We start from the raw sequence: 20,918 nt of genomic DNA, 5'->3' as shown, positions 1-20,918 counted from the left end.
TTGACGAATATCATAGCTTTCGAGTTAAACCGGGCATATCCATGAAATAACTAATTTAAGAATACAATAATCTTAGAAAATACAAAAACCAATTAGAACATTAAAAGCGGAGCATATAACGTGATCATCGCAGTAAGTGGTAAAGGTGGAACCGGTAAAACCCTGGTATCATCTCTTCTCATAAAAGCCCTGTCAGACACTAAGCTGGATATTCTGGCAATTGACGCCGACCCTGACAGCAACCTACCTGAAGCATTAGGGGTTGATGTACATAAAACAGTGGGAGATGTCAGAGAAGAACTAAAAGAAGACACTGCCAAGGGCAGAATACCCACGGGAATGAACAAGTGGGATATTCTGGATTATCGTGTAATGGAGTCAATCATCGAAACTCCCAACTTTGACCTCCTGGTTATGGGGAGACCTGAAGGCAGTGGATGTTACTGTGCAGTCAATAACATGCTCCGAAGAATAATCGAAAACCTATCATCCAATTATGATGTGATCATTATCGACACCGAGGCTGGACTTGAACACTTGAGCCGCCGAACCACTCAAAACGTGGACGTGATGCTGGTGGTCACAGATAAATCCAAAAGAGGAATACTCACCGCGCAACGAATCGGTCAACTGGCTGATGAACTTGAAATCAAATTCCAGGAATTATACTTGGTATTAAACAGGGTGAACACTGAAAATGAAGAAGAAATCCTGAAAAAAGCCAAGGAAACCGGTCTGGAGATGGCGGGGGTAATCTATGAGGATGATGAGGTAACCCAGTATGATATTGAGGGAAGACCCCTGGTGGAACTTCCTGATGAATCCAATACTGTAAAAGCAGTATCCGGGATATTATCCCGTATTAGAAGTAAATAAGGGCGTGGGTATATGGATAAAATGTCGCAACTTCTTAAACTACTGGAAAAAACTGACTATATAGAAATAAACGAATTTAGAATGGATTTTGAGGAACTGGAATTGCAGATCATGCCAGCAATGCAGAGAGTAGTGCAGCAGGCAGCAACAAAACAGGCTGCAATTCAGGAAACCATTAAGACAATGGAAGCCATCGATTTTGTTCCTCCAATAAAGGATTATCCTGGCGAAGTCGCCCAGGTACAGTTGGGAGCTGGAACCAGAAAACCGGTCTATCTTGGTGGTCAACAGGCACTTTACCGCTTTGAAGAAGCTCAACCAAACCCTCCTGTGGTAACCTTTGATGTTTTTGATATTCCCATGCCAGGGCTACCACGCCCTATAAGGGAACACTTCTCTGATGTTATGGACCACCCGGGAGACTGGGCTAAAAAGGCTGTTAAAGACTTTGGGGCTAATGTGGTAACTATACACCTAATTGGAACCGGACCTAAAGTTATGGACAAAACACCAAGACAGGCTGCTGAGGACATAGAAGAAGTCCTGCAGGCCGTGGATGTGCCCCTGGTTATTGGAGGATCTGGAGATCCTCAGAAGGATCCAGTCGTCCTTGAAGCCGCTGCCATCGCTGCTGAAGATGAGCGATGTTTACTGGCTTCAGCTAACCTGGACTTGGATTACAAGAGGGTGGCTAAAGCTGCAGTGGATTATAACCATGCTGTCCTAAGTTGGGCCATCACCGATATTAACATGCAGAAAACCCTGAATAAATACCTGATGAAGGAAGGATTAACTCAAAAGGACATTGTCATGGACCCTACTACCTGTGCCCTGGGTTATGGTATAGAATTTTCAATTGATGTCATCACCCGAACCCGTCTAGCTGCACTTAAAGGGGATAAAGATCTGCAGATGCCAATGAGCTCTGGAACCACCAATGCATGGGGATCCAGGGAAGCCTGGATGAAAAACGATGCATGGGGTCCCACAGATTACCGGGGACCAATCTGGGAGATCTTCACCGGACTAACCATGATGCTCTGCGGAGTGGACATCTTCATGATGTTGCACCCACAATCAGTACAGATTTTAAGCGAAATAGGCTCCACCTTTACCAAGGATTACCTTACAGCTGATGTACCGGACATATCCAACTGGATAACGGAGCTTGAATAGGAGGTTATGAGTATGCAAGTCACTGCAATGGATATATACCGACTGCTTCCCCAGACTAACTGTGAAGACTGTGATGAAGCCGCCTGTGGAGAGGCCTCCTGCATGGCCTTCGCCACCAAACTCTCAGAAAAAGAAGCCCAACTGGAACTATGTACTGAAATATCCTCTGAAGGATTCGCCAAACTGGAAGCCTTACTGGCACCAGCAGTCCGAGAGATAACCATAGGAACCGGTGATAAAACCACCACTATAGGTGGAGATGAAGTTTTATACCGTTACGAGCTAACCTACTACAACCCCACATCCCTGGTTATTGATGTGTCCGATAACCTGAGTGATTCAGAATTCGCTGAGAGGATTAAAGTAATAGAAGAAACCGAGTTCGAAAGGATCGGTGAAATGCTCACCCTTGACGCCATAGCTCTTAGAAACGCATCAGGAGATGCTGCAAAATTCGCAGAAGCTGCTTTAAAACTAAAAACAGCTAAATTGCCCCTGGTATTATGCTCATTTGACCCTGTGGCTATGAAAGCAGCCCTGGAGAAAGTAGGGGATGAAAGACCACTGATCTATGCGGTTAATGAAGCCAACCTTGAAGAAATGGCAGCACTGGCACTGGAATACAACTGCCCTATAACCATATTCTCCCCCAACGACCTGGAGAAAATGAAACAGATGAGCAGAGCGCTCCGGGAAACTGGAATAGAGGACATAGTACTGGATCCTGGAACCTTTGTGGAGGAAGGAATTGGAGACAGTCTGGATAACTTTGTTATGATCCGCCGACTGGCAGTGGAAGAACGAGATGAAGACTTCCGCTTCCCAATACTTGGAATACCTGCCCTCACATGGTTATATGAGAAGGATGAAATACAGGGGGGTATTCGTGAGGCAACCATCGCCGCCACTCTCATGAATAAATATGCAGACATGCTTATATTCCACGGAACCAACATATGGGAATTAATACCAGTCCTCACCCTGAGACAGGGTATATACACAGACCCAAGGAAACCTCAGGCTGTGGATGCTGGGCTTTACGAATTTGGTGATCTGGACAAAGACTCACCAGTGCTCATGACCACCAATTTTGCCCTCACCTTCTACACAGTTGAAGGAGATATTAAAGGCAAAACCAACGCTTACCTCCTGGTACTGGATACTGAGGGCCGTGCTGTGGACGTTTCCCTGGCAGGTGGTCAGCTTAACGCAGAAGCCGTAGCTGATCTTATAAAGGAAACAGGGATTGAAGATAAAGTTGACACACGCACACTCATTATACCAGGGTTATCAGCCCCGGTGAGTGGGGAAATTGAGGATGAAAGTGGATGGGAAGTATTGGTTGGTCCACGAGACTCATCAGGCGTACCAGATTTCTTGGATAAACTTAAAGAGAAAGCCTAGGTGTAAGTAATAATGAATCTTAAGATATAACATATTTTATCTTAAGATTTCTACTTCAATCCTAAAATTTGAGTGAAATAGGAAGAGATGATAACATGAAGACCCTGATGGTAATCGATCCTCGACGCTGCAGTGAATGCCAGGACTGCATCAATGCATGTAAGAAAACTCATGGCGTGGCCAGAACCAAAAAAACCAGTACCGTACCAGTATTCTGTCTGCAATGTCACCCTGATAAAGCTCCATGTGCCAGAATATGTCCCACCGGTGCCATCCGGGAAGAGGATGGAACTTTAATGGTGGACGAGGAATCCTGTATCATGTGCCGTTTGTGCATGATAGCCTGTCCAGTAGGTATGCTGGTTATAGATGATGAGAAAAAGACAGTGCAGAAGTGTACTCTTTGTCTGGATGCAGAAGATCAGATATTACCTGCCTGTGTAGAGGCTTGTAAAGATAACGTTCTGAAGATATTCTCGGTGGAAGATCTGGAAGAACTCAAAAAAGACCTTTCATACACAGAAGTGCTTAACGAAGCCATGAAAGCCTACCAGGATAAACTTTAGGGTGGATGAGTTTAAGTCAGATGACTTGAGCTTCCACTTTTATATTTTCTAGCATCAACTTTTATTTTCAAAACTTCCACTTTATTTTCAAGTTTTTCCTTTTATTTTCAAGCCTTCTATGTCTATTTTCATATAAAAATAGTATAAAAATATCTGTTCTGGAGATTGGTAAATTTTAGGAAGATGAGGATCTTTTCACACGAAGACCTTCTATCTTTACCCCTTCTTTTTCTAACAATTCTCTTTTCATTTCCACGCCCCCACCATAGTTACCTAGATTCAGATCAGATCTAACCACTCTGTGGCAGGGTATAACCAGTGGAAACGGATTTTTAGCCATTGCACTTCCCACAGCCCTCCATGCCCGACTTTCCATGGACTCTGCAACTTCTTTATATGTTTTAACTTCTCCCCGGGGAATTTTAAAAACCAACTTCAGCGTGTTAAGATAAAAGTTGTTGGGAACTGGCCCCCAATTGTCATTTGATTTTTTAGTTGATAAATCCAGCATATCCAATTCAAATTCGATTTTCTGGCCTTTATAAATTTTGATTATCTTTTTTACCAGTGGTTGATATTTTTCTGTTAATTCAAAGTGCGTAAATTCATTGGAAATCTGTTCATAAAGTTTTTCCTTACTGGGGAGTGGTAAAAAGATTCTTACAATCTTTCCAGTTTTGGGAGAAACTCCCACTGCAAAAAATAGATCATCTGCAGGATAAATTGACACCAGAATCTTTTCCGGGTTAGAATTAGTTAGATCTTCATTTTTCATAGATATCCAATGGCAATGATTTTGAGTTATGTTTATTTTCTTTGTATTCGTTAATAATCTATTTTCTTCATAAGTTTCTATTTTCTTTGATAAAACCTGTAAAAGTAATTACTACAATTAGTCCTTACAATTAATATAATTCTAAAAAAAAGTAATTCTAAAAAAGTCCCGAAATATTTCTTTAAAAAATCTTTTTTTAAATGTATTTTCTTTATTATGGTTTATCCGTAAATATAGAAACTATCCACCATAATTTCTATGTCGGTACTGGCTTCCTGGAAAGCAACTGGATCTCCCACAAACCATAAATAGTACAGTAAATTATTCTTTTTAAAAGATACAATTAGGATGCTAGTGGGTGTCACATCATGGTTTTCCCCATAAATCTCGTAGACTTCCATCCCATACTTTTCAAAATCCCTTTCATCTACTACTTCACTACCCTGAATCCGGAACACATCTTTAAGCATTTCTGCAAACTCCTGTGATGATATTTCAGCTACATCGGTGTTCCGGTTAAGGGATAAAGTTATGGAGTTATTGGCATACAAACCCCTGAGCACCTTCTTTGCATCAGAGGTGCTGACCATCTCCCAATGTTCAGAATAATCTAAAGACACCTCTCCATTATCATAATTCAAAATACGAACTTCTTTATGTGGTTTGAGGATTTTTTGGATGGATATGTCTGCTTTGTCTCTCACGTATTTATATTCATCTTTTTGAACGCTTTTTAGGGCTTCAAGTCCCTGTTCATCTCCAATTCTACCCAGGGCTTCGGCAGTTTTACCCCTAACATGGCGGTTTTTATCCCGGGTTCTACCTAAAAGAAGATTAATCAGTGCATGAAGGGCATCTTCACCACCTATTTTACCCAAAACTTCGGCTGATTTGGCTCTCATTCTCCAGTTTTTGTCTTTAAGAGTTTTTATCAGGGGAGGCACTGCACTTTCACCAAGTTTTCCCAGTGCCAGCATGGCCTTCCACCGCACATCTGCATCCTCATCATCCATTGCTTCCAGGAGAACGGGAATGGCCTTTTTATCCCTCATTTTTCCTAAAGACACTGCTGCATATTTACGCACATGCCAGTCCTTATCTTCCAGGGTTTTGATAAGATAAGGCACAGCACGATGATCACCAATCATTCCCAGGGCATTGGCAGCGGTTCTTCGCACACTCCAATTATTATCTTCCAGGGCAGCGATTAATGCATCCACCGCTTCTTCATCACCCATCTCTCCCAGAGCCCATGCTGCTTTTAACCTAACCTCCTCATCAGGATCATCTTCCATAGAATGAATCAAGGCTGGAATAGCCTTAGTGTCCCCTATTTTTCCCAGGGCTTCAGCTGAATTCTCTCTAACCGCACTTAGGATAATATACTCAGAATGCCAGCTTTTGTAACGCAATGCTTCAATAAGGGCGTCCACTGCCCTTTCATCCCCCACTCTTTTCAAAGCACGGGCTGCTTCTTTCCGGGTGAGATAGTTCTGATCTTTAAGGGCTATTATCAAACCATCCACATTTCTTTCTTCTTCTAGATGGTCAACATTTACATCAGAATCCATAATAATCTCCTGGAACTGGGAATGATATCATCATAATTCTATTGGCTGTGGTGGAAGTTATAATTATGCTAAGTTACCTATAGTATCTCCTTTAAAAGTTTTAAAAATTGGGGGTAGTCACGCACAAAACCCAGCACGGACATTTTAGAGATTGATTCCAGGTCCTGTTCTTTAAGGAATTTAGCCAGGATATTCATCTCTTCATCACTCAACCGATCCATTATTTTACGATACTTAAGAGATTGTTTCAGATCTTGACCAACTTCTTTTTTCCAGAGTTTTTCGTATTTTTTCAAAAAATTTCCAGAAGTGTTTCCCTTTTCAATGGCCTCTGCTGCCACTTCACCTGCAATACGGGCGCAGTGTGCAGTAACATGGATCCCGCCGCCGGTGAATGGTTCCACCTGTCCAGCAGCATCACCCACCACCATCAAACCATCAGCATAGGTTTTGTCCACAGGTCCGTAAACTGGAACTCCACCCATGTTAAGTTCAACTGGTGTTGCATTCAGGTTAGCTGTGAATTTTTTAAGGAAACTGTAGGCAGTTCCAGTATCACTCCTTACCCCCACACCCACATTGGCGATGTTATCCCCCTTGGGGAAGATCCACACGTATCCACCAGGAGCTATCTTCTCGCCGAAGTAAAATTGAAGATAATTGGGATCACATTCCACACCCACCATCTCGTACTGTGCACAAGAACAAAGACTCTTGGGGGTCTGATGGGTATTAAGTCCAGCCATCTTGGCTACCTGAGATTCTATTCCATCGGCAGCAATAACCAGTTCTGCTTCAATTTCAATGGCATGGCCCATATGCTCTGCAACCACTCCGTAAATCTTCCCATTTTTGTGTATGAGATTTTTTACCGTGGTTTTTACCATAATATCAGTCCCTGCTTTGGCTGATTCTATGGCAAGCTGTTTATCAAATACTTTTCTCTCTAAAATAAACCCTTCTGCATATCCTCCTTCCAGGTGTCCATGGTTACCGTCGGGGGAGTATACATCGGCTCCTTTAATTTCCGTACAGACGTACTTGGGGGATGGTTTCATTTCCAAGGTTTTGAAGGTGCTGGAGCTGGTGGCCTCGGCACACTGCACTGGAGTCCCTATTTCCTGATTTTTTTCAACCATTAACACATCTAAACCATTTTTAGATGCAAATAACGAGGCAGTAGATCCTCCAACACGCCCCCCTACTACAACCACATCATACCTCATTTTTTCCATTGTTAATGGCCCCCACTGGACAAACCACCCTACATAACATGCAATTTTCACACCCAGAATGGGTGATGATCTTCATCCCCGATAGTTCCAGAACATTCTGGGGACAAACTGCTATGCATGCTCCGCAATATCCACATTGTTCCTCTGAAATTTTCATTTAAATCCTCGTTAAGCACGTGATGAAACGTTCTTTCATTATTTAATAGTATAATGAGGGTTATATTTATAAAATTTACCTTTTATCATTAAGATTCTTTAAGTATGAACACACTAAAAGTGTGCCAGTATTAGATTCGTAAGATTAATAGTTTTCCTGATCTGTTGGGGTTTATCTTTATCGGGGCCTTTCATTGTTCACCTATTTTGTGATTAATTTTGTGATTATTTTTCTTACAAATGCTTGATTAGATGGTCCCGGACCGTTAACTTAATATATGAAGTTCGCCCACTTGGAGTTATGCAGGGGTGCCCGAGCGGCCAAAGGGGGAGGACTTAAGATCCTCTGGTGTAGGCCTTCGAGGGTTCGAATCCCTTCCCCTGCACTTTTAATCACAATTTCTATCATTAATGGTTCAAATTTAAACAAAGTTTAAATAACAAAAAAGAGTTTAAATACTAAAACAGTATAACTATAAATATCTGCCTTAGTGGCTCAGCCGGTAGAGCGATACCTTGGTAAGGTATAGGCCGGGGGTTCGAATCCCCCCTAAGGCTTTTACAATTTTATTTTTAAATTATTTTAATTCTCTAAATAGGGAGCAACGTTTCTAACAATGTTTATTGGTAATATTATCAGTGGAATATTCAGTAAACTATATATTCAGTGCAATGAAACCAAATTTATTGAAATTAATGTTGATAATATATTGCTCCATGATATGTAACTCATTTGAAGTGTATATTTGGTGATTAGATGCGAGAAAGAATAATTCAAATTTCAGATGTTCACTTTGGAGAGAAGAACTTCTCCCATGAACTTAAAAATAACCTTCTAGGGCAGCTTGTGAATGAAAATCCAGATCTGGTAATTGTTTCTGGTGATCTTACCACCAATGGATATCCGCATGAGTATGAGGAAGCTGCGGCTTTTATTGATGAGCTCCGATCCATAACCAAAACCTACGTTATTCCAGGTAATCATGATGCCCGTAACGTGGGCCTCCTCCACTATGAGAGCATGATCGGAAACCGGAAGTTCGTGCACATTGACAAAGACGGTGAATACGCTGTGATTGGCTTGGATTCATCTGAACCAGATATCAACGATGGTCAGATAGGAATTGACCAGATGGAATGGTTGAAAACCCAGCTGGAAAAAATCCCGGAACATATGGGAAAAATAGTCACTTTCCACCATCATCTGATGCCTATACCTCAGACTGGGAGGGAAAGGAATATATTACTTGACTCCGGTGATTTAATGAGGTTATTAACTGATAATGGTGTTGATCTAGTTTTAAATGGCCATAAACATGTTCCAAATGTTTGGATGGTTGAAAAGATGGTTACACTCAACTCCGGGACTGTCACCACCCGTAAACTGAGGGGACAAACCAGGCCCTGCTACAATCAACTCTCCTTTGAAGATGAGGATTTTTACGTAAACCTGGTGGACACTGAAACCGGTAAGAAGAAACAACTGGCCTACTACTCAGTCAAAGTTGAAAATGAAGAATACGTGGTCTGTTCCACCCGCCACAACTCCATGGGAACATTTTAAACATTTCTAGACGTGAATGAATTAAAAAAATTTAACTCAAGGTTTAAATTTAACTGCAAGATTAAATTTAAGTATGAAAGGTCCGGTTGTGTTAAATTTTTATTTAAAATATTCAATTTTAAATATCCATGGTGTTCTTAATGGGGAAAAAAGTAATTCAAATATCGGATGTGCATTTTGGTGACAGTACATTCTCTGATGGACTTAAATCCAACCTCCTGGCTCAGTTGGAGGATGGCAATCCAGATCTTTTAATATTTGCAGGGGATCTCACTGCCAGTGGTTATGCTCATGAATATGAACAGGCCCTGGAATTCGTTGATGAATTAAAATCCATTACCAAAACCCACATAATTCCTGGAAACCATGATGCCCGTAATGTGGGACTGGTTCATTTTGAAAACATGATCAGCGAACGAAAATTTGTCCATACAGATAAAAGCTCCAATTTCACCATCATTGGACTTGATTCCTCTGAAGCTGATGTTAGCCACGGTCAGATTGGACATGATCAGTTGGACTGGTTAAAATCTGAACTGGCCAAAATACCCGAGGACCGGGCTAAAGTTATCACTTTCCACCACCACATCATACCCATACCTCAAACTGGGAGAGAAAGAAACATATTACTCGACTCCGGCGATTTAATGCACGTTTTAACGGAGAACGGTGTTGATTTTGTGTTAAATGGTCATAAGCACGTCCCCAATGTGTGGATGCTTAATAATATGGTGGTGTTAAACTCTGGGACTCCTACCACCAAACGGTTGCGTGGAAACATATGTTCCAGCTATAATGAACTGCAAATTAATGATGGTGAAGTGTTTGTTAATTTGGTGAAGACTGAAACTGGAAGTAAAAGACAGATAGCCCATTATTCGGTGGAGGTGAGGGATGAATCCTTTGTGATTCATTCTTATACTCATAACTCCATACATAAAGTGTGATATAAAAAAAATTGATTCGGCTAATTTGTGATGTAGGATATTAAGAGAATATTGAATTTTACTGAAATTTGATAAATTATTAATACAAATTATTTTTAGAGTAAAACGAGATATTATTGAATAGATTATAGTTTAGATGAAATGTATTGTTTAGATGAAATTAAGTTTGGGATAGAATGTCAAAAACTTTAGATATACTGATGGCTGGAGTTATCTCCGGGATTGTGGCTTACACCACATCTCAACTGGGAGTAACTGGAACAATAATTGGTGCGGTAATGGGATCAATGCTCTATCAATTGATAACCCACTTTTTCCATGAGCCCATAAAAAATGCAAATACTTTGAATACTCAAAGGGTGGAACGTAGCATTGTTTATGTATTTCCATTAATCATTATCCTGGCTATAGAAATAATATACCTACTATCTTCATTTTACCTTGGTCCTCGTGAGATATTCCAATCCATTCAAACAGCCACTGACTGGAACCTTTTCAGAACTATTGGTGTTGGTCTAATAATTATGGGGATTTATCCACTCCTTGAACCAGACCGTATACCTCCAATTTACGGTTTAGCAGTACTGGGTGTGGGAGTGGTGAAACTGATGGCTGGATTTGTGGATTATAACTCGCCAATTGTTGCCTTGTATTCACCCATATTCCATCAATTCAGTGAACTGATTTCCATAGTACTTGTCGCCGTGCTTTTATATGTGATAGTATCCATAATCCAGGATTCAGTGACAATTATACGTAAAGAAGATCAAAGTAAAAATGAGGAAAATGAACCGAATAAGGAATGATAACCTATCTTTATACAATCGGCGATATCAGGCAATGATAAAATGACTAACAGAGCAAAAAACAGCACTCTTAAGGCAGTTTTGGAAGTTATCCTATATGATAACCCTGCTACTCAGGATGAAATAGCAGATAAGCTGGGATTAACCAGAAGATACGTAACTAAACTACTACAACCTCTTATCAAGGAAGGGGTGGTTCGAAGGGCGTACATTCTTGATCTTAAGAAGTTCGATGAATTTTCAGAAATGTTTGATGAGGAAAAAACTTCCCGGGAGCACGCCGGAACTTTCCTGATAAAGGACATGCTCCGGGACATGGCCAAACATATCTGCCGTCAGTTCGACATGTCATTCGAAGCTTTGTCCCAGTATGATGCTGTAATGGCTGATGAAGCCCTGAAACTGGATTATATCTCCAACAACATGCATGAAAAAATACGTTCATCTGTGGAAACTGTTATATCCATTAATCCCTACTCAGAGTTCAGCAAAACCATGGTTCTGGGAGAAGTTGGATATGACTTGGAGCGTATTGCTGACCATACCTGTCATATTGCTAACTTTGCCCTGCAAGAGTCAGACCCTATTGATGAAGAGATGATGGAAACCTTAAAATCCATGTATAACACTGCACGGAAAATGGTGAACCAGTCCATGGAGGCCTTTTTAGATGAACGTCTGGAGCTTAAGGATAAGGTTATGGATTATGAGGAAAGGATCCATGAACTGCAGAAGAAAGCCTTAAACAACATTGCCACCCAGATGGCAGAAGATGATGTTATGGACAAAGACCGATCCAACTATTACCTCGCACTATCCCGGGTTGTTAAAGCCTTTGAACGTATTGGGGATATATCCATTGAGATAATCGACACTGCTGGTGAATTCTACCGGAACATACCCCGAACTACCACTCCGGAACGTTTCCGTAGAAGGTAACTAAACTTTTTTTAAGAGAGAATGATTTTTTTAAAATCACATGTTTTTTATTCAATCTAACTTTTTTTATTCAATCTAACTTATTTTTTTTATTTCAACTCTAACTTATTTTTAATTCAAAGTTTAACTTATCATAAACCGATCTAACTTATCATACGGCTTTTTTTATTGAAATTGGGGTATCTTCTGCGGTCATGGAATTTGAACGTAGATCATTTCTCAAAATGTGAATATACCTGAACTAAATGGGCCAGTTTAAATGGTTGTTATCTATTAAAAGGAAGGATAATATGAAAAGGAAGAATAAAATCTGTCTATTTAAGAAACCTATGACTCTCCTTAAGGTGGAATTATTGTATAATTTCCTACCACCATTCCGGGGGCCTAACACCGTTCAGGGGCTACCACCATTCAGGGGTGATTTGAAAAATATCCCTTAATGAAATGTCTTTTAAAAAGAATTTAACATATCATTTCCTGGATTAGCTTTGTCCACATCCAGAATTTTCCTGAAAGGTTGTTCCTGTGATTTTTCCTCTTGTATATGTGCCAAAAGCCCGGGCACTCTACCAACAATGAATAAACCACACCCCACTCTCCAGTTAAAACCCATATCTGAGAGTAATGCTGCATTGGCACCATCGATATTCATCTTTATCCCCTTTTTACCATGTAATAATTCCTGTATTTCCATAGCAAGTTCCGCATGTTCTCCAAAACAATTGTATTCTTTGGAAAGTTCGATTAATCGCGGTGCACGAGGATCTTCATTGTGGTATCTATGTCCAAATCCGGGTATTTTCCTGCGGTTATTTGTGAAGTAGTTGAACAATTCCTGTGCAGTTTCCTCAAAAGATAATCCATTGCTTTTGGATAAGATGATACCTTTCTGCAACATCTGCATGGCAACTTCAATAGCTCCAGCATGATTTTCTCCAAATGCCAGTATTCCTCCGGCTAAACATGCGTTTACAGGGGATCCTGCAGAAGCCATTAATCTTGCTGACTGGGTGCTGGGAGGTGTCACCCCATGGTCACAGAATGAAACCAGTATTGCTTGCAACATTTGTTCCTGGTTTTTGGTGGGGAGTACTCCTTTAATTAGTAGATGTATCATTTCTGGAAAGGAAATATTACCAATGAGCTCTTCCTGAGGATAACCTTGGGTAATAAGTCTATTTGGTTCCACTTTAGTAATGGATGTTTTCCAGGGTGTGGTTCGGGGTTGGAACATTCCCTTAAGTACTTCCTCACTGATCATGTAAGACCCTAACTACGCTAAGATATAAATATTTATCGCTTTAGGTACAATGTAGTTCATAAAATGTGTTTTTAAGAGTGTTTTAATAAAATTTTGCGTGTTAGTAACTTAAATTAGTTCTCATTACGTGTATTTTAATGCACAAATAGTAAGCTTTATATAGTTCGGGAAGTTAGTAGCAAGTGAGGTGATATTATGGACATGAAGTACATAATAGGAATAATAGTAGCTATAATCGTAATAGCCGGTGCATATTTTGTCCTTGCCGGAAGTGGTGGGCAGGAAAAAATAACCATTGTCGGTTCTACTTCTGTACAGCCTGTTGCTGAAAAATTAGCCACGGAATACATGAAGAAGAATAGTAGTGTGAAGATAACTGTTCAAGGTGGCGGTTCAAGCGTAGGTATTAAGAGTGTTCAGGATGGAACTGCAAATATTGGAACCAGCTCTAAATCACTGAAAGCTAATGAATCCACCGGATTAACGCAGTATGAAATCGGTAAAGATGGAATTGCCATCATTGTCAATACGAACAATTCCATAACTGGATTAACCACGGACCAGGTTAAAGGAATTTTATCTGGAAACATCACCAACTGGAAGGAAGTTGGAGGTGCAGATGCTAAGATAAATGTAATTGTTCGTGAAGAAGGTTCCGGTACTCGTGACGCAGTTCAGGAGATAGTACTTGGTAAATTAGCCAACGGTACCAAGGTAGATTTCGTAAAATCAGCCATTGTGCAGAGTTCCACTGAAGCTGTGCAGCAAGCTGTGGTTCAGGATCCCAACGCTGTTGGTTTCATATCATTCGCATCAGTTAAAGATGCCAAAGCTCTGCAGATAAACAATGTTGCACCTACCGAAGCAACCATACTTGATGGTACATACAAGATCCAGAGACCATTCATCTTCCTGGTTAAAGGAGATCCTACCGGGGCAGTCAAAGCATTCATTGACTGGGTAAATGGACCAGAAGGTCAGGCTATAATAAAGTCTGATAAAGTAGTACCAACTGGTAAACAGGTCAACAGCACATCTTAAAAAAAAGAATTATGGTGGGTTTAAAACCACCATTTTCCCATTTTTTTAACAAAAACAGGTTTCTAAACATACCAGACTAGTATAATTCTCATCAATTAGCTTTAATCAAGTAAACCCCTGTTCACTATATAATTATAAATACTGTTAGTTAGAATTATTCTTCTAATGGTAACGATTATAGGGTGATTTAATGGACCTGAAATATGGTATAGGTTTACTGGTTATACTAATAATTATCATCGCCGTTTTAACATTCGGCACTGGAAGTAATTATGAGAGGATAGAGATTGCGGGTTCAACATCGGTGCAACCGGTGGCTGAAAAACTTGCAGAGAAATACATGGAAGAACATCCCAATGTACGAGTTGATGTAATGGGCGGAGGATCTGGCCTGGGAATAAGAAGTGTTTCTCAGGATATAATTGCCATTGGAACCAGTTCAAAGAACCTGAAAACAACTGAAAAACAGGGTTTAAATGAATATCCAATAGGTAAAGAAGGTATAGTGGTGGCAGTTAATCTTGAAAACCCAGTGGGTAACCTGACCAAAAGCCAGCTTAAGGATATCTTTTCAGGCAACATCACCAACTGGAAGGAAGTTGGAGGACCTGATGCTAAAATTAACCTGGTGGTCCGAGAAGAAGGTTCCGGTACCAGGAGTGCCTTTGAAGATCTGGTTATGAATAAAACCAAAGTAAAATCAGATGCAATTGTCCAGACTTCCACAGAATCCATAAAGGTTGCTGTGAAACAGGATCCCTATGCCATTGGATACATATCCCTGGCACACATGACTCCGGATGTTAAAGCAGTTACAATTGAGGGGGTAGCCCCGTCGGTTGAAACTGTAAAAGATGGTTCTTATAATTTACAAAGACCATTCCTTTTCCTTACAAATGGGGAACCTGAAGGGCAACTGAAAGAATTCATTGACTGGTGTTTAGGTCCTGAAGGACAGGAAATTGTAAAAGATGAAAAAATTGTTCCTGTAACTTAATAGGCCTCTGTAACTTAGGCCTCTGTAACTTAGGCCTCTGTAACTTAATAGGCCTCCTGTAACCTAATAGGCCTAATTAATGTATCTAAATAATATGTAACTAGAATACACTTAATTAAAATTGTCAGATTTATCAAAGGATCATTTAAAAAAAAGGATCATTTAAAAGATCATTTAAAAAAATCATCCAATCATTCTATGGATTTGAAAGAAGGAGAAAAACCTATGTCTAAGTGGAATGAAGAGTTTTTCATAGAAAAAGGGCTTTTATTAACGGCCATATCATCCGTTATTATTATTGCCCTCATAATCGTATTCATATTCAGGGAGGGACTCCCTGCATTACAGAGTGTGGGATTTTTCAGCTTCATATTTGGAATGGATTGGGCACCTTCAAATGGTCAATATGGTATATTTCCCATGATCATAGGTTCCCTTGGAATAACCGCTCTTTCCCTCCTGATGGCAGTGCCATTGGGAGTATTCTGTGCTATATTTTTAGCAGAAATAGCACCAAATGCTATGCGTAAAATACTCAACCCAACTATCCAGACCCTGGCCGGTATACCATCGGTGGTTTACGGATTTTTTGGACTGGTGTTACTGGTGCCCTTCATGAGAGTGCACTTCGGAGGAACTGGTTTTAGCATGTTCACAGCATCGGTGATTCTCACGGTAATGATTTTACCCATAATTGTTAGTGTGTCTGAAGATGCCCTCAGATCAATTCCTCTGGAATACAAGGAGGCGTCCCTGGCACTGGGAGCCACCCACTGGCAGACCATAAAAAACGTCATCTTCCCGGCAGCCATTCCAGGTATCATTACCTCCGTAATTCTGGGAATGGGCCGAGCTGTTGGAGAAACCCTGGCCATAATCATGGTAGCTGGTAACGTGGTACAGATACCCGGCTCAATAATGGATCCAGTGCGCGCATTAACCTCTAACATAGCCATTGAAATGGGTTACGCAACTGGAGTTCACTACAACGCCTTATTTGCAACTGGAATCGTGCTGGTATTCATGATCATCATTCTCCTGGTAATAGCCAACTACTTCCATTACAAGAAAAAAGTCACCATCGGGGGCGGTTACCTATGATGTTCATATTCACGGAATTCAATGTAAAAGAAGGAGGAATCAGCTTTGCATAGATTCATACCTCCCAAAATCGCCCAGAAAATAATGACCGGAGTATTTTGGGCTTCCGGAATTCTCACCATAGTCATTTTACTGGTGATCATAGGATATGTGCTTTTAAAGGGTTTACCTGTAGTAAACTTTGAATTCATATTTGCTGATCCAGTTAACTCCGGTAGATCTGGAGGTATATTCCCCTTCATCATGTCCAGTATCTATGTAACATTAATTGCGGTACTGGTTGCCACTCCCCTGGGAGTGGGAGCTGCAGTTTACCTTTCAGAATATGCTGGAGAAAACCGCTTCGTGAAACTCATCCGTTTCGGAGCAGAGACCTTGTCTTCAATCCCCTCCATTGTATTCGGATTATTTGGACTGGCATTCTTCGTGATTTACCTGGGACTGGGATGGAGCGTACTATCCGGGGGTTTAACCCTGGCTTTAATGGCGTTACCAACCATATTGGCTGCTTCAGAAGTCTCCATAGAATCCATTAATAAATCATATGCTGAAGGAAGCCTGGCTCTGGGAGCTACAAAATGGCAAACAATTTATAAAGTTGTTATACCAGCCGCACTCCCTGGAATAACCACAGGAGTAATTTTAGGGATGGGAAGAGCTATTGCAGAGGCAGCAGCAGTATTATACACTGTAGGGGCTGCATTAATGATACCAACATCAATTATGGATGCAGCAAGGCCTTTACCTCTCCACCTTTACATTTTAGCCACTGAAGGTTTATCAATGGATAATGCCTGGGGAACTGCAGCAGTTCTGGTTCTCATGATTCTAGTAATTACCGTGGTTACCAACACCCTGGTTGATCGTTATCGCAAAAAAATGATGGGGCGATAAAAAATGGAATACAGAATAGAAGTAGAAAATTTAAACGTTTACTTTGACGAATTACACATCCTGAAAGACGTAAGTCTAAAGATTCCCAAAAACGCAGTAACTTCACTCATAGGACCATCTGGTTGTGGTAAATCAACGTTCATCCGTACTTTAAATCGGATGAACGACATGATAAGCACCTTCAAGATGGATGGAACAGTCTTGCTTGATGGGAAGGATATCTACGACCCCAAGATAGACGTGGTGGAACTGCGGAAAAAAGTGGGTATGGTGTTTCAAAAGCCCAACCCTTTCCCTAAATCCATATTTGACAACGTGGCATATGGGCTGAGGGTCCACGGAATAAATGATAAGGATATTCTGGCCCAGAAGGTTGAAGAAAGCCTTAGATCCGCAGCACTATGGGATGAGGTGAAAAATATACTGGATAAATCTGCAATGGGACTTTCCGGTGGTCAACAGCAGCGTCTTTGCATTGCCCGTACCATGGCAGTGGAACCTGAGGTTATACTGATGGATGAGCCCTGTTCAGCCCTGGACCCCATATCCACCACCAAGATCGAGGACCTGATACACAAGCTCAAGAATGACTTCACCATTATCATCGTAACTCACAACATGCAACAGGCTACCCGTGTGTCCAAACACACTGCCTTCTTCCTACATGGGGAGATAGTGGAAAGCGGACTCACTGAGAAGATCTTCATTGAACCCGAAGATAAACGGACTGAAGATTACATCACTGGCCGGTTTGGATAAATTGGATTATGAGTTTTAGATTTGCCAGAGCAGGGATTAAGTGTTAAGATATTATCAGAGCAGGAATTATGATAAGATATTGCCAGAGCAGGGATTATGAGTTAAGATTTGCCTGGGCATAGGTGAAGTGAAATGGGTGGTTTAAAATGCTTACAGTGGTCTTGGAAAAACGTTTGAAGTCCCTGGAGGATGATGTCCTTGGATTCAGTTGGGAGACCATAGGGAGGGTGGATAAGTCAGTCAGGAGTTTCCTGGAGGAAGACACTTATCTTGCCAGAGAAATCATTGAAAAAACCGATGAAATCAATAAAGAAAGCTATAAAATTGAACATGGATGTCTTAAGGTTCTGGGATTACACCAGCCACTGGCCAAGGATTTACGTTTAGGTGCAGCACTTCTGCGAACCTCCATAGAACTGGAACGTATAAACAACCTTTCAGCATATATAGCCCGTTACGCCATAGATGCTGCCGAGAGCGATCGTAGCTGTTATAAACCCCCACACATTGATTTCATGTCCCAAACTGTCCAGGACATGTTGAAAGATGCTGTTGGGGCGCTCTTAAACGAGGATATACAATTACTGAAACGTTCCACCAGGAGTTACGTGAACCTGCAAGATTTTTACAACCAGATGTTTTCAGAATACGAGGAAATCACACACGGAGGTTCCCAGACATCGCTGATCCTGGTTGGGAGGAACTTACTGAGCATGGGACATCATATCATGGGCATGGCAGATCGTGTTGCCTACTCCATAGTGGGTAAGCAGGTTGTGCACCACAAACTGTTCCATAACATGCTGATGAGGTAAATGGGGTAAAAAATGTGGCTTCCTTCAGAAGATCCGGAGCTCACAGTCCGGGGCAATTTGAAAAGGTCTCATATACCTGAACTGGGTTATGTAAAGATTTTAGAAGGTGGCAATGAATCATTACTCCTGGTAAAAGATGAAAAAATAATAGCAGCCTGGAATTTAAATGCAGAATCCTTAGAAGAAACCCATGAAAATAAAGCAATGAACATGATAAATATAAGTCCAGAATCCAGGATAGAAGTATATCAACTTGATGATAACATGTTCTCAACCATTATAGATTTGAATGAGGAATGTAAATTACCATTACCTGTAGAAATAGAATTTTTACTTGAAAATAATGCTAAAGAAGTAAATCGGACTGATGTTTTGTCAAAATACCGGATAAGAGATCCGTCTGAAGATGATATTGATAATTTGTTAAATGATTATAAATCCAAAATAGGTGGAAGATAATATGGAGAGACGATATCCCAGGATACGGTTCCAGAAAAAACTGGATGAGTTAAAGGAAGAAGTGGATAAAATGGGCCAAGCCACTTTAAAGGCTTACAGGGAATCTTTTAGTACATTTATTGAGTATGATGCAGAACTGGTAAACAGTGTAATGGAAACTAACAGAAAGGTCCATGAAATGGGTTATCAAATAGAACACGATGCTATGAGTATCATCGCCGCTGAACAACCTGTTGCTGGAGACTTAAGATTCATTGAAACCAGTATTAAGGTTTCAAGTCACCTAAAACGGATTGCAGGTTTGGCTTCCAACATTGCAGATATCGCCCGCCATATAAAGGATGAGGAGATCCCTGAAAAACCCATGTTTGACCTGCAGCGCATGGCAGACATTGTAGATGGAATGGTCAGCAAAGGTCTGGCTGCATTTTTAGCTAAAAACATGAATGTTGCCAGGGAGCTTCACCGGGACGATGATAAGGTGGATGATCTTTTCGACCATACACTTAAAGACATTACCAAGAGCATGTTCCATGATAAAGAATCAATCTCGTATCTAATTTATTTATTGTTCCTGGCCCGTTTCCTGGAAAGAATTGCAGATCGTGCTGAAAACATTGGAGACAGAACCATCTTTATGATCACCTGTGAAAAGCAGCAATTCACCCTTGAAAAGAAACCGGAAGAATAATGCCAGCAATTCACCCTTGAAAAGAAACCGGAAGAATAATGCCAGCAATTCACATTGAAAAGAAACCAGAAGAATAATAAGTAGAGGTATACCTTACAAGGTAAATCATTTATATGATCATTTTGCAAAAAAATGATCCTTTTTTTATTTTTTAGTAGCTATTGGGATATTTTTGCTCTTTTATGGATTCGGTTTAAGTTTTATATAATTAGTTATCATGCTATTTATTCTTTATCTGCTTATTCTGAGTATGTATCAGGTGTTTAGTTTTATTTAAGTGCTCCTGACTCCATTATTTTCCATTAGTTAACAGTGGGGGGTGTTGATTTATTTCCAAATATTTAAATATAAGATTGATTATAACATCAGACAGACATACACTTCAAGTGTAATACATATCACATTTTGTGATAAAGGGTGTGGGGCTGATAAGTTGAATGAGAACTGCACCCTGCACAAAAATTGCATACACTCGATTACAAATGATCTTATAACTATTCCAGGAATTCTATGCCTGGTGGGGCATTTTAGAAAAGGTTTAAAAAAAATAACGAGTCATCCAGAATTATCATTATTAAAAAAAAAACATTTACCAGGGAGGGTTTCTCATCCCCTCCCCTCTTCATCAATAATCAATACGTGAGGACTGATAAATTGAAAATTAAGTGGAGAAACGAAAATTTAAGAATTGAGTTAAAGATGAACATCTTAGATTATGTTAATAACAATAAACACATTTCCATAACTAATTTAGCAGATTATACTAATCAGGAATACATATTGGTGGCTGTAGTGGTTGATGAATTGATCGATGAAGGTTTAATCCCATCTAAACGGTTTTTTTAGAAATAAAATTCATGGAAAAATAAAATAAAATATGGTAAA

General features: G+C 40.4%; 22 protein-coding genes and 2 tRNA genes. 19 read left to right on the top strand and 5 right to left on the bottom strand.

Annotation, left to right across the window (positions count from 1 at the left end; all coding sequences use genetic code 11):
* The first annotated feature begins 120 nt into the window (after positions 1 to 120).
* The 4 genes from HY987_RS03965 to HY987_RS03950 all read left to right on the top strand — a co-directional run bounded on the left by HY987_RS03965 (position 121) and on the right by HY987_RS03950 (position 4,022).
* Complete coding sequence (locus tag HY987_RS03965) at positions 121 to 876, top strand: AAA family ATPase (protein WP_292755924.1); 756 nt, start codon at positions 121 to 123, stop codon at positions 874 to 876.
* A 12-nt stretch (positions 877 to 888) separates the two neighbouring features.
* A complete protein-coding gene (cdhD, locus tag HY987_RS03960) occupies positions 889 to 2,052 on the top strand; it encodes a CO dehydrogenase/acetyl-CoA synthase subunit delta (RefSeq protein WP_292755923.1) in 1,164 nt (387 codons plus the stop codon).
* 12 nt (positions 2,053 to 2,064) lie between these two features.
* Positions 2,065 to 3,456: an acetyl-CoA decarbonylase/synthase complex subunit gamma gene (gene acsC, locus HY987_RS03955; RefSeq protein ID WP_292755922.1), complete on the top strand. Its 1,392-nt coding sequence runs from the start codon at positions 2,065 to 2,067 to the stop codon at positions 3,454 to 3,456.
* 95 nt (positions 3,457 to 3,551) lie between these two features.
* The gene (locus tag HY987_RS03950) at positions 3,552 to 4,022 is read left to right on the top strand and encodes a 4Fe-4S dicluster domain-containing protein (protein WP_292755921.1); all 471 of its coding nucleotides are present in this window, start codon (positions 3,552 to 3,554) and stop codon (positions 4,020 to 4,022) included.
* Positions 4,023 to 4,197: 175 nt separating this feature from the next.
* Here the strand turns inward: HY987_RS03950 and HY987_RS03945 are convergent, their stop codons facing one another.
* The 4 genes from HY987_RS03945 to HY987_RS03930 form a co-directional block, all read right to left on the bottom strand.
* Complete coding sequence (locus HY987_RS03945) at positions 4,198 to 4,797, bottom strand: MGMT family protein (RefSeq protein WP_292755920.1); 600 nt, start codon at positions 4,795 to 4,797, stop codon at positions 4,198 to 4,200.
* A 221-nt stretch (positions 4,798 to 5,018) separates the two neighbouring features.
* Positions 5,019 to 6,368 (bottom strand): HEAT repeat domain-containing protein, encoded by a 1,350-nt coding sequence (locus HY987_RS03940; protein ID WP_292755919.1) that lies wholly within the window; start codon positions 6,366 to 6,368, stop codon positions 5,019 to 5,021.
* A 77-nt stretch (positions 6,369 to 6,445) separates the two neighbouring features.
* A complete protein-coding gene (locus HY987_RS03935) occupies positions 6,446 to 7,603 on the bottom strand; it encodes an NAD(P)/FAD-dependent oxidoreductase (protein WP_292755918.1) in 1,158 nt (385 codons plus the stop codon).
* Positions 7,584 to 7,760: a 4Fe-4S binding protein gene (locus HY987_RS03930; protein WP_292755917.1), complete on the bottom strand. Its 177-nt coding sequence runs from the start codon at positions 7,758 to 7,760 to the stop codon at positions 7,584 to 7,586. The genes HY987_RS03935 and HY987_RS03930 overlap by 20 nt, the downstream gene beginning before the upstream one ends.
* A 302-nt stretch (positions 7,761 to 8,062) precedes the next feature.
* On the opposite strand from HY987_RS03930, the gene HY987_RS03925 reads away from it, so the two are divergent.
* From HY987_RS03925 to HY987_RS03900, 6 genes are all read left to right on the top strand, one after another.
* Positions 8,063 to 8,145, top strand: a tRNA-Leu gene (locus HY987_RS03925).
* A gap of 99 nt (positions 8,146 to 8,244) precedes the next feature.
* A tRNA-Thr gene (locus HY987_RS03920) sits at positions 8,245 to 8,317 on the top strand.
* Positions 8,318 to 8,516: 199 nt separating this feature from the next.
* On the top strand, positions 8,517 to 9,323 hold the full coding sequence (locus HY987_RS03915) for a metallophosphoesterase (protein ID WP_008512429.1): 807 nt from the start codon (positions 8,517 to 8,519) through the stop codon (positions 9,321 to 9,323).
* Between the two features lie 140 nt (positions 9,324 to 9,463).
* Positions 9,464 to 10,270, top strand: coding sequence for a metallophosphoesterase (locus HY987_RS03910; protein ID WP_292755916.1), 807 nt, complete (start codon positions 9,464 to 9,466; stop codon positions 10,268 to 10,270).
* Between the two features lie 176 nt (positions 10,271 to 10,446).
* Entirely contained in the window at positions 10,447 to 11,076 is a 630-nt protein-coding gene (locus HY987_RS03905) for a hypothetical protein (RefSeq protein ID WP_292755915.1), read from the top strand.
* Between the two features lie 42 nt (positions 11,077 to 11,118).
* Entirely contained in the window at positions 11,119 to 12,015 is an 897-nt protein-coding gene (locus tag HY987_RS03900) for a PhoU domain-containing protein (RefSeq protein ID WP_292755914.1), read from the top strand.
* 451 nt (positions 12,016 to 12,466) lie between these two features.
* Here HY987_RS03900 and HY987_RS03895 read toward each other — a convergent pair whose 3' ends face one another.
* Entirely contained in the window at positions 12,467 to 13,276 is an 810-nt protein-coding gene (locus HY987_RS03895) for a citryl-CoA lyase (RefSeq protein ID WP_292755913.1), read from the bottom strand.
* Positions 13,277 to 13,471: 195 nt separating this feature from the next.
* Between HY987_RS03895 and HY987_RS03890 the strand changes: the two genes are divergently transcribed.
* The 9 genes from HY987_RS03890 (at position 13,472) to HY987_RS03850 (ending at position 20,879) form a co-directional block, all read left to right on the top strand.
* The gene (locus tag HY987_RS03890; protein WP_292755912.1) at positions 13,472 to 14,317 is read left to right on the top strand and encodes a phosphate ABC transporter substrate-binding protein; all 846 of its coding nucleotides are present in this window, start codon (positions 13,472 to 13,474) and stop codon (positions 14,315 to 14,317) included.
* A 190-nt stretch (positions 14,318 to 14,507) separates the two neighbouring features.
* The gene (locus HY987_RS03885; RefSeq protein WP_292755911.1) at positions 14,508 to 15,314 is read left to right on the top strand and encodes a phosphate ABC transporter substrate-binding protein; all 807 of its coding nucleotides are present in this window, start codon (positions 14,508 to 14,510) and stop codon (positions 15,312 to 15,314) included.
* Positions 15,315 to 15,539: 225 nt separating this feature from the next.
* Entirely contained in the window at positions 15,540 to 16,415 is an 876-nt protein-coding gene (gene pstC / locus HY987_RS03880; RefSeq protein WP_292755910.1) for a phosphate ABC transporter permease subunit PstC, read from the top strand.
* An 84-nt stretch (positions 16,416 to 16,499) separates the two neighbouring features.
* Positions 16,500 to 17,309, top strand: a complete 810-nt coding sequence (gene pstA, locus HY987_RS03875; RefSeq protein WP_292755973.1) for a phosphate ABC transporter permease PstA — start codon at positions 16,500 to 16,502, stop codon at positions 17,307 to 17,309.
* Positions 17,310 to 17,312: 3 nt separating this feature from the next.
* Complete coding sequence (pstB, locus tag HY987_RS03870; RefSeq protein ID WP_292755909.1) at positions 17,313 to 18,068, top strand: phosphate ABC transporter ATP-binding protein PstB; 756 nt, start codon at positions 17,313 to 17,315, stop codon at positions 18,066 to 18,068.
* A 146-nt stretch (positions 18,069 to 18,214) separates the two neighbouring features.
* Positions 18,215 to 18,883 carry a phosphate uptake regulator PhoU gene (locus HY987_RS03865; RefSeq protein WP_292755908.1) on the top strand — a complete coding sequence of 223 codons (669 nt, stop codon included), beginning with the start codon at positions 18,215 to 18,217 and terminating at the stop codon, positions 18,881 to 18,883.
* Between the two features lie 12 nt (positions 18,884 to 18,895).
* Complete coding sequence (locus HY987_RS03860) at positions 18,896 to 19,342, top strand: DUF2226 domain-containing protein (protein ID WP_292755907.1); 447 nt, start codon at positions 18,896 to 18,898, stop codon at positions 19,340 to 19,342.
* A 1-nt stretch (position 19,343) separates the two neighbouring features.
* The gene (gene phoU, locus HY987_RS03855; RefSeq protein ID WP_292755906.1) at positions 19,344 to 20,033 is read left to right on the top strand and encodes a phosphate signaling complex protein PhoU; all 690 of its coding nucleotides are present in this window, start codon (positions 19,344 to 19,346) and stop codon (positions 20,031 to 20,033) included.
* A 699-nt stretch (positions 20,034 to 20,732) separates the two neighbouring features.
* The gene (locus tag HY987_RS03850; RefSeq protein ID WP_292755903.1) at positions 20,733 to 20,879 is read left to right on the top strand and encodes a hypothetical protein; all 147 of its coding nucleotides are present in this window, start codon (positions 20,733 to 20,735) and stop codon (positions 20,877 to 20,879) included.
* Positions 20,880 to 20,918: the final 39 nt, after the last annotated feature.

It is taken from the genome of Methanobacterium sp. (assembly GCF_016217785.1).
In the GTDB taxonomy this organism is placed as follows: domain Archaea; phylum Methanobacteriota; class Methanobacteria; order Methanobacteriales; family Methanobacteriaceae; genus Methanobacterium.
This window is presented reverse-complemented; position numbering and strand designations above follow the sequence as displayed.

Excerpts from the sequence above, each read along its gene's own strand:
- HY987_RS03910 (WP_292755916.1), top strand. The coding sequence starts at position 9,464 with ATGGGGAAAAAAGTAATTCAAATATCGGATGTGCATTTTGGTGACAGT.
- HY987_RS03950 (WP_292755921.1), top strand. The coding sequence starts at position 3,552 with ATGAAGACCCTGATGGTAATCGATCCTCGACGCTGCAGTGAATGCCAG.
- HY987_RS03860 (WP_292755907.1), top strand. The coding sequence starts at position 18,896 with ATGTGGCTTCCTTCAGAAGATCCGGAGCTCACAGTCCGGGGCAATTTG.
- HY987_RS03940 (WP_292755919.1), bottom strand. The coding sequence starts at position 6,368 with ATGGATTCTGATGTAAATGTTGACCATCTAGAAGAAGAAAGAAATGTG.
- HY987_RS03935 (WP_292755918.1), bottom strand. The coding sequence starts at position 7,603 with ATGGAAAAAATGAGGTATGATGTGGTTGTAGTAGGGGGGCGTGTTGGA.
- HY987_RS03900 (WP_292755914.1), top strand. The coding sequence starts at position 11,119 with ATGACTAACAGAGCAAAAAACAGCACTCTTAAGGCAGTTTTGGAAGTT.
- pstB (WP_292755909.1), top strand. The coding sequence starts at position 17,313 with ATGGAATACAGAATAGAAGTAGAAAATTTAAACGTTTACTTTGACGAA.
- HY987_RS03895 (WP_292755913.1), bottom strand. The coding sequence starts at position 13,276 with ATGATCAGTGAGGAAGTACTTAAGGGAATGTTCCAACCCCGAACCACA.
- HY987_RS03850 (WP_292755903.1), top strand. The coding sequence starts at position 20,733 with ATGAACATCTTAGATTATGTTAATAACAATAAACACATTTCCATAACT.
- HY987_RS03865 (WP_292755908.1), top strand. The coding sequence starts at position 18,215 with ATGCTTACAGTGGTCTTGGAAAAACGTTTGAAGTCCCTGGAGGATGAT.
- HY987_RS03890 (WP_292755912.1), top strand. The coding sequence starts at position 13,472 with ATGGACATGAAGTACATAATAGGAATAATAGTAGCTATAATCGTAATA.
- HY987_RS03915 (WP_008512429.1), top strand. The coding sequence starts at position 8,517 with ATGCGAGAAAGAATAATTCAAATTTCAGATGTTCACTTTGGAGAGAAG.
- pstC (WP_292755910.1), top strand. The coding sequence starts at position 15,540 with ATGTCTAAGTGGAATGAAGAGTTTTTCATAGAAAAAGGGCTTTTATTA.
- cdhD (WP_292755923.1), top strand. The coding sequence starts at position 889 with ATGGATAAAATGTCGCAACTTCTTAAACTACTGGAAAAAACTGACTAT.
- acsC (WP_292755922.1), top strand. The coding sequence starts at position 2,065 with ATGCAAGTCACTGCAATGGATATATACCGACTGCTTCCCCAGACTAAC.
- HY987_RS03930 (WP_292755917.1), bottom strand. The coding sequence starts at position 7,760 with ATGAAAATTTCAGAGGAACAATGTGGATATTGCGGAGCATGCATAGCA.
- HY987_RS03905 (WP_292755915.1), top strand. The coding sequence starts at position 10,447 with ATGTCAAAAACTTTAGATATACTGATGGCTGGAGTTATCTCCGGGATT.
- HY987_RS03945 (WP_292755920.1), bottom strand. The coding sequence starts at position 4,797 with ATGAAAAATGAAGATCTAACTAATTCTAACCCGGAAAAGATTCTGGTG.
- HY987_RS03885 (WP_292755911.1), top strand. The coding sequence starts at position 14,508 with ATGGACCTGAAATATGGTATAGGTTTACTGGTTATACTAATAATTATC.
- phoU (WP_292755906.1), top strand. The coding sequence starts at position 19,344 with ATGGAGAGACGATATCCCAGGATACGGTTCCAGAAAAAACTGGATGAG.
- pstA (WP_292755973.1), top strand. The coding sequence starts at position 16,500 with ATGACCGGAGTATTTTGGGCTTCCGGAATTCTCACCATAGTCATTTTA.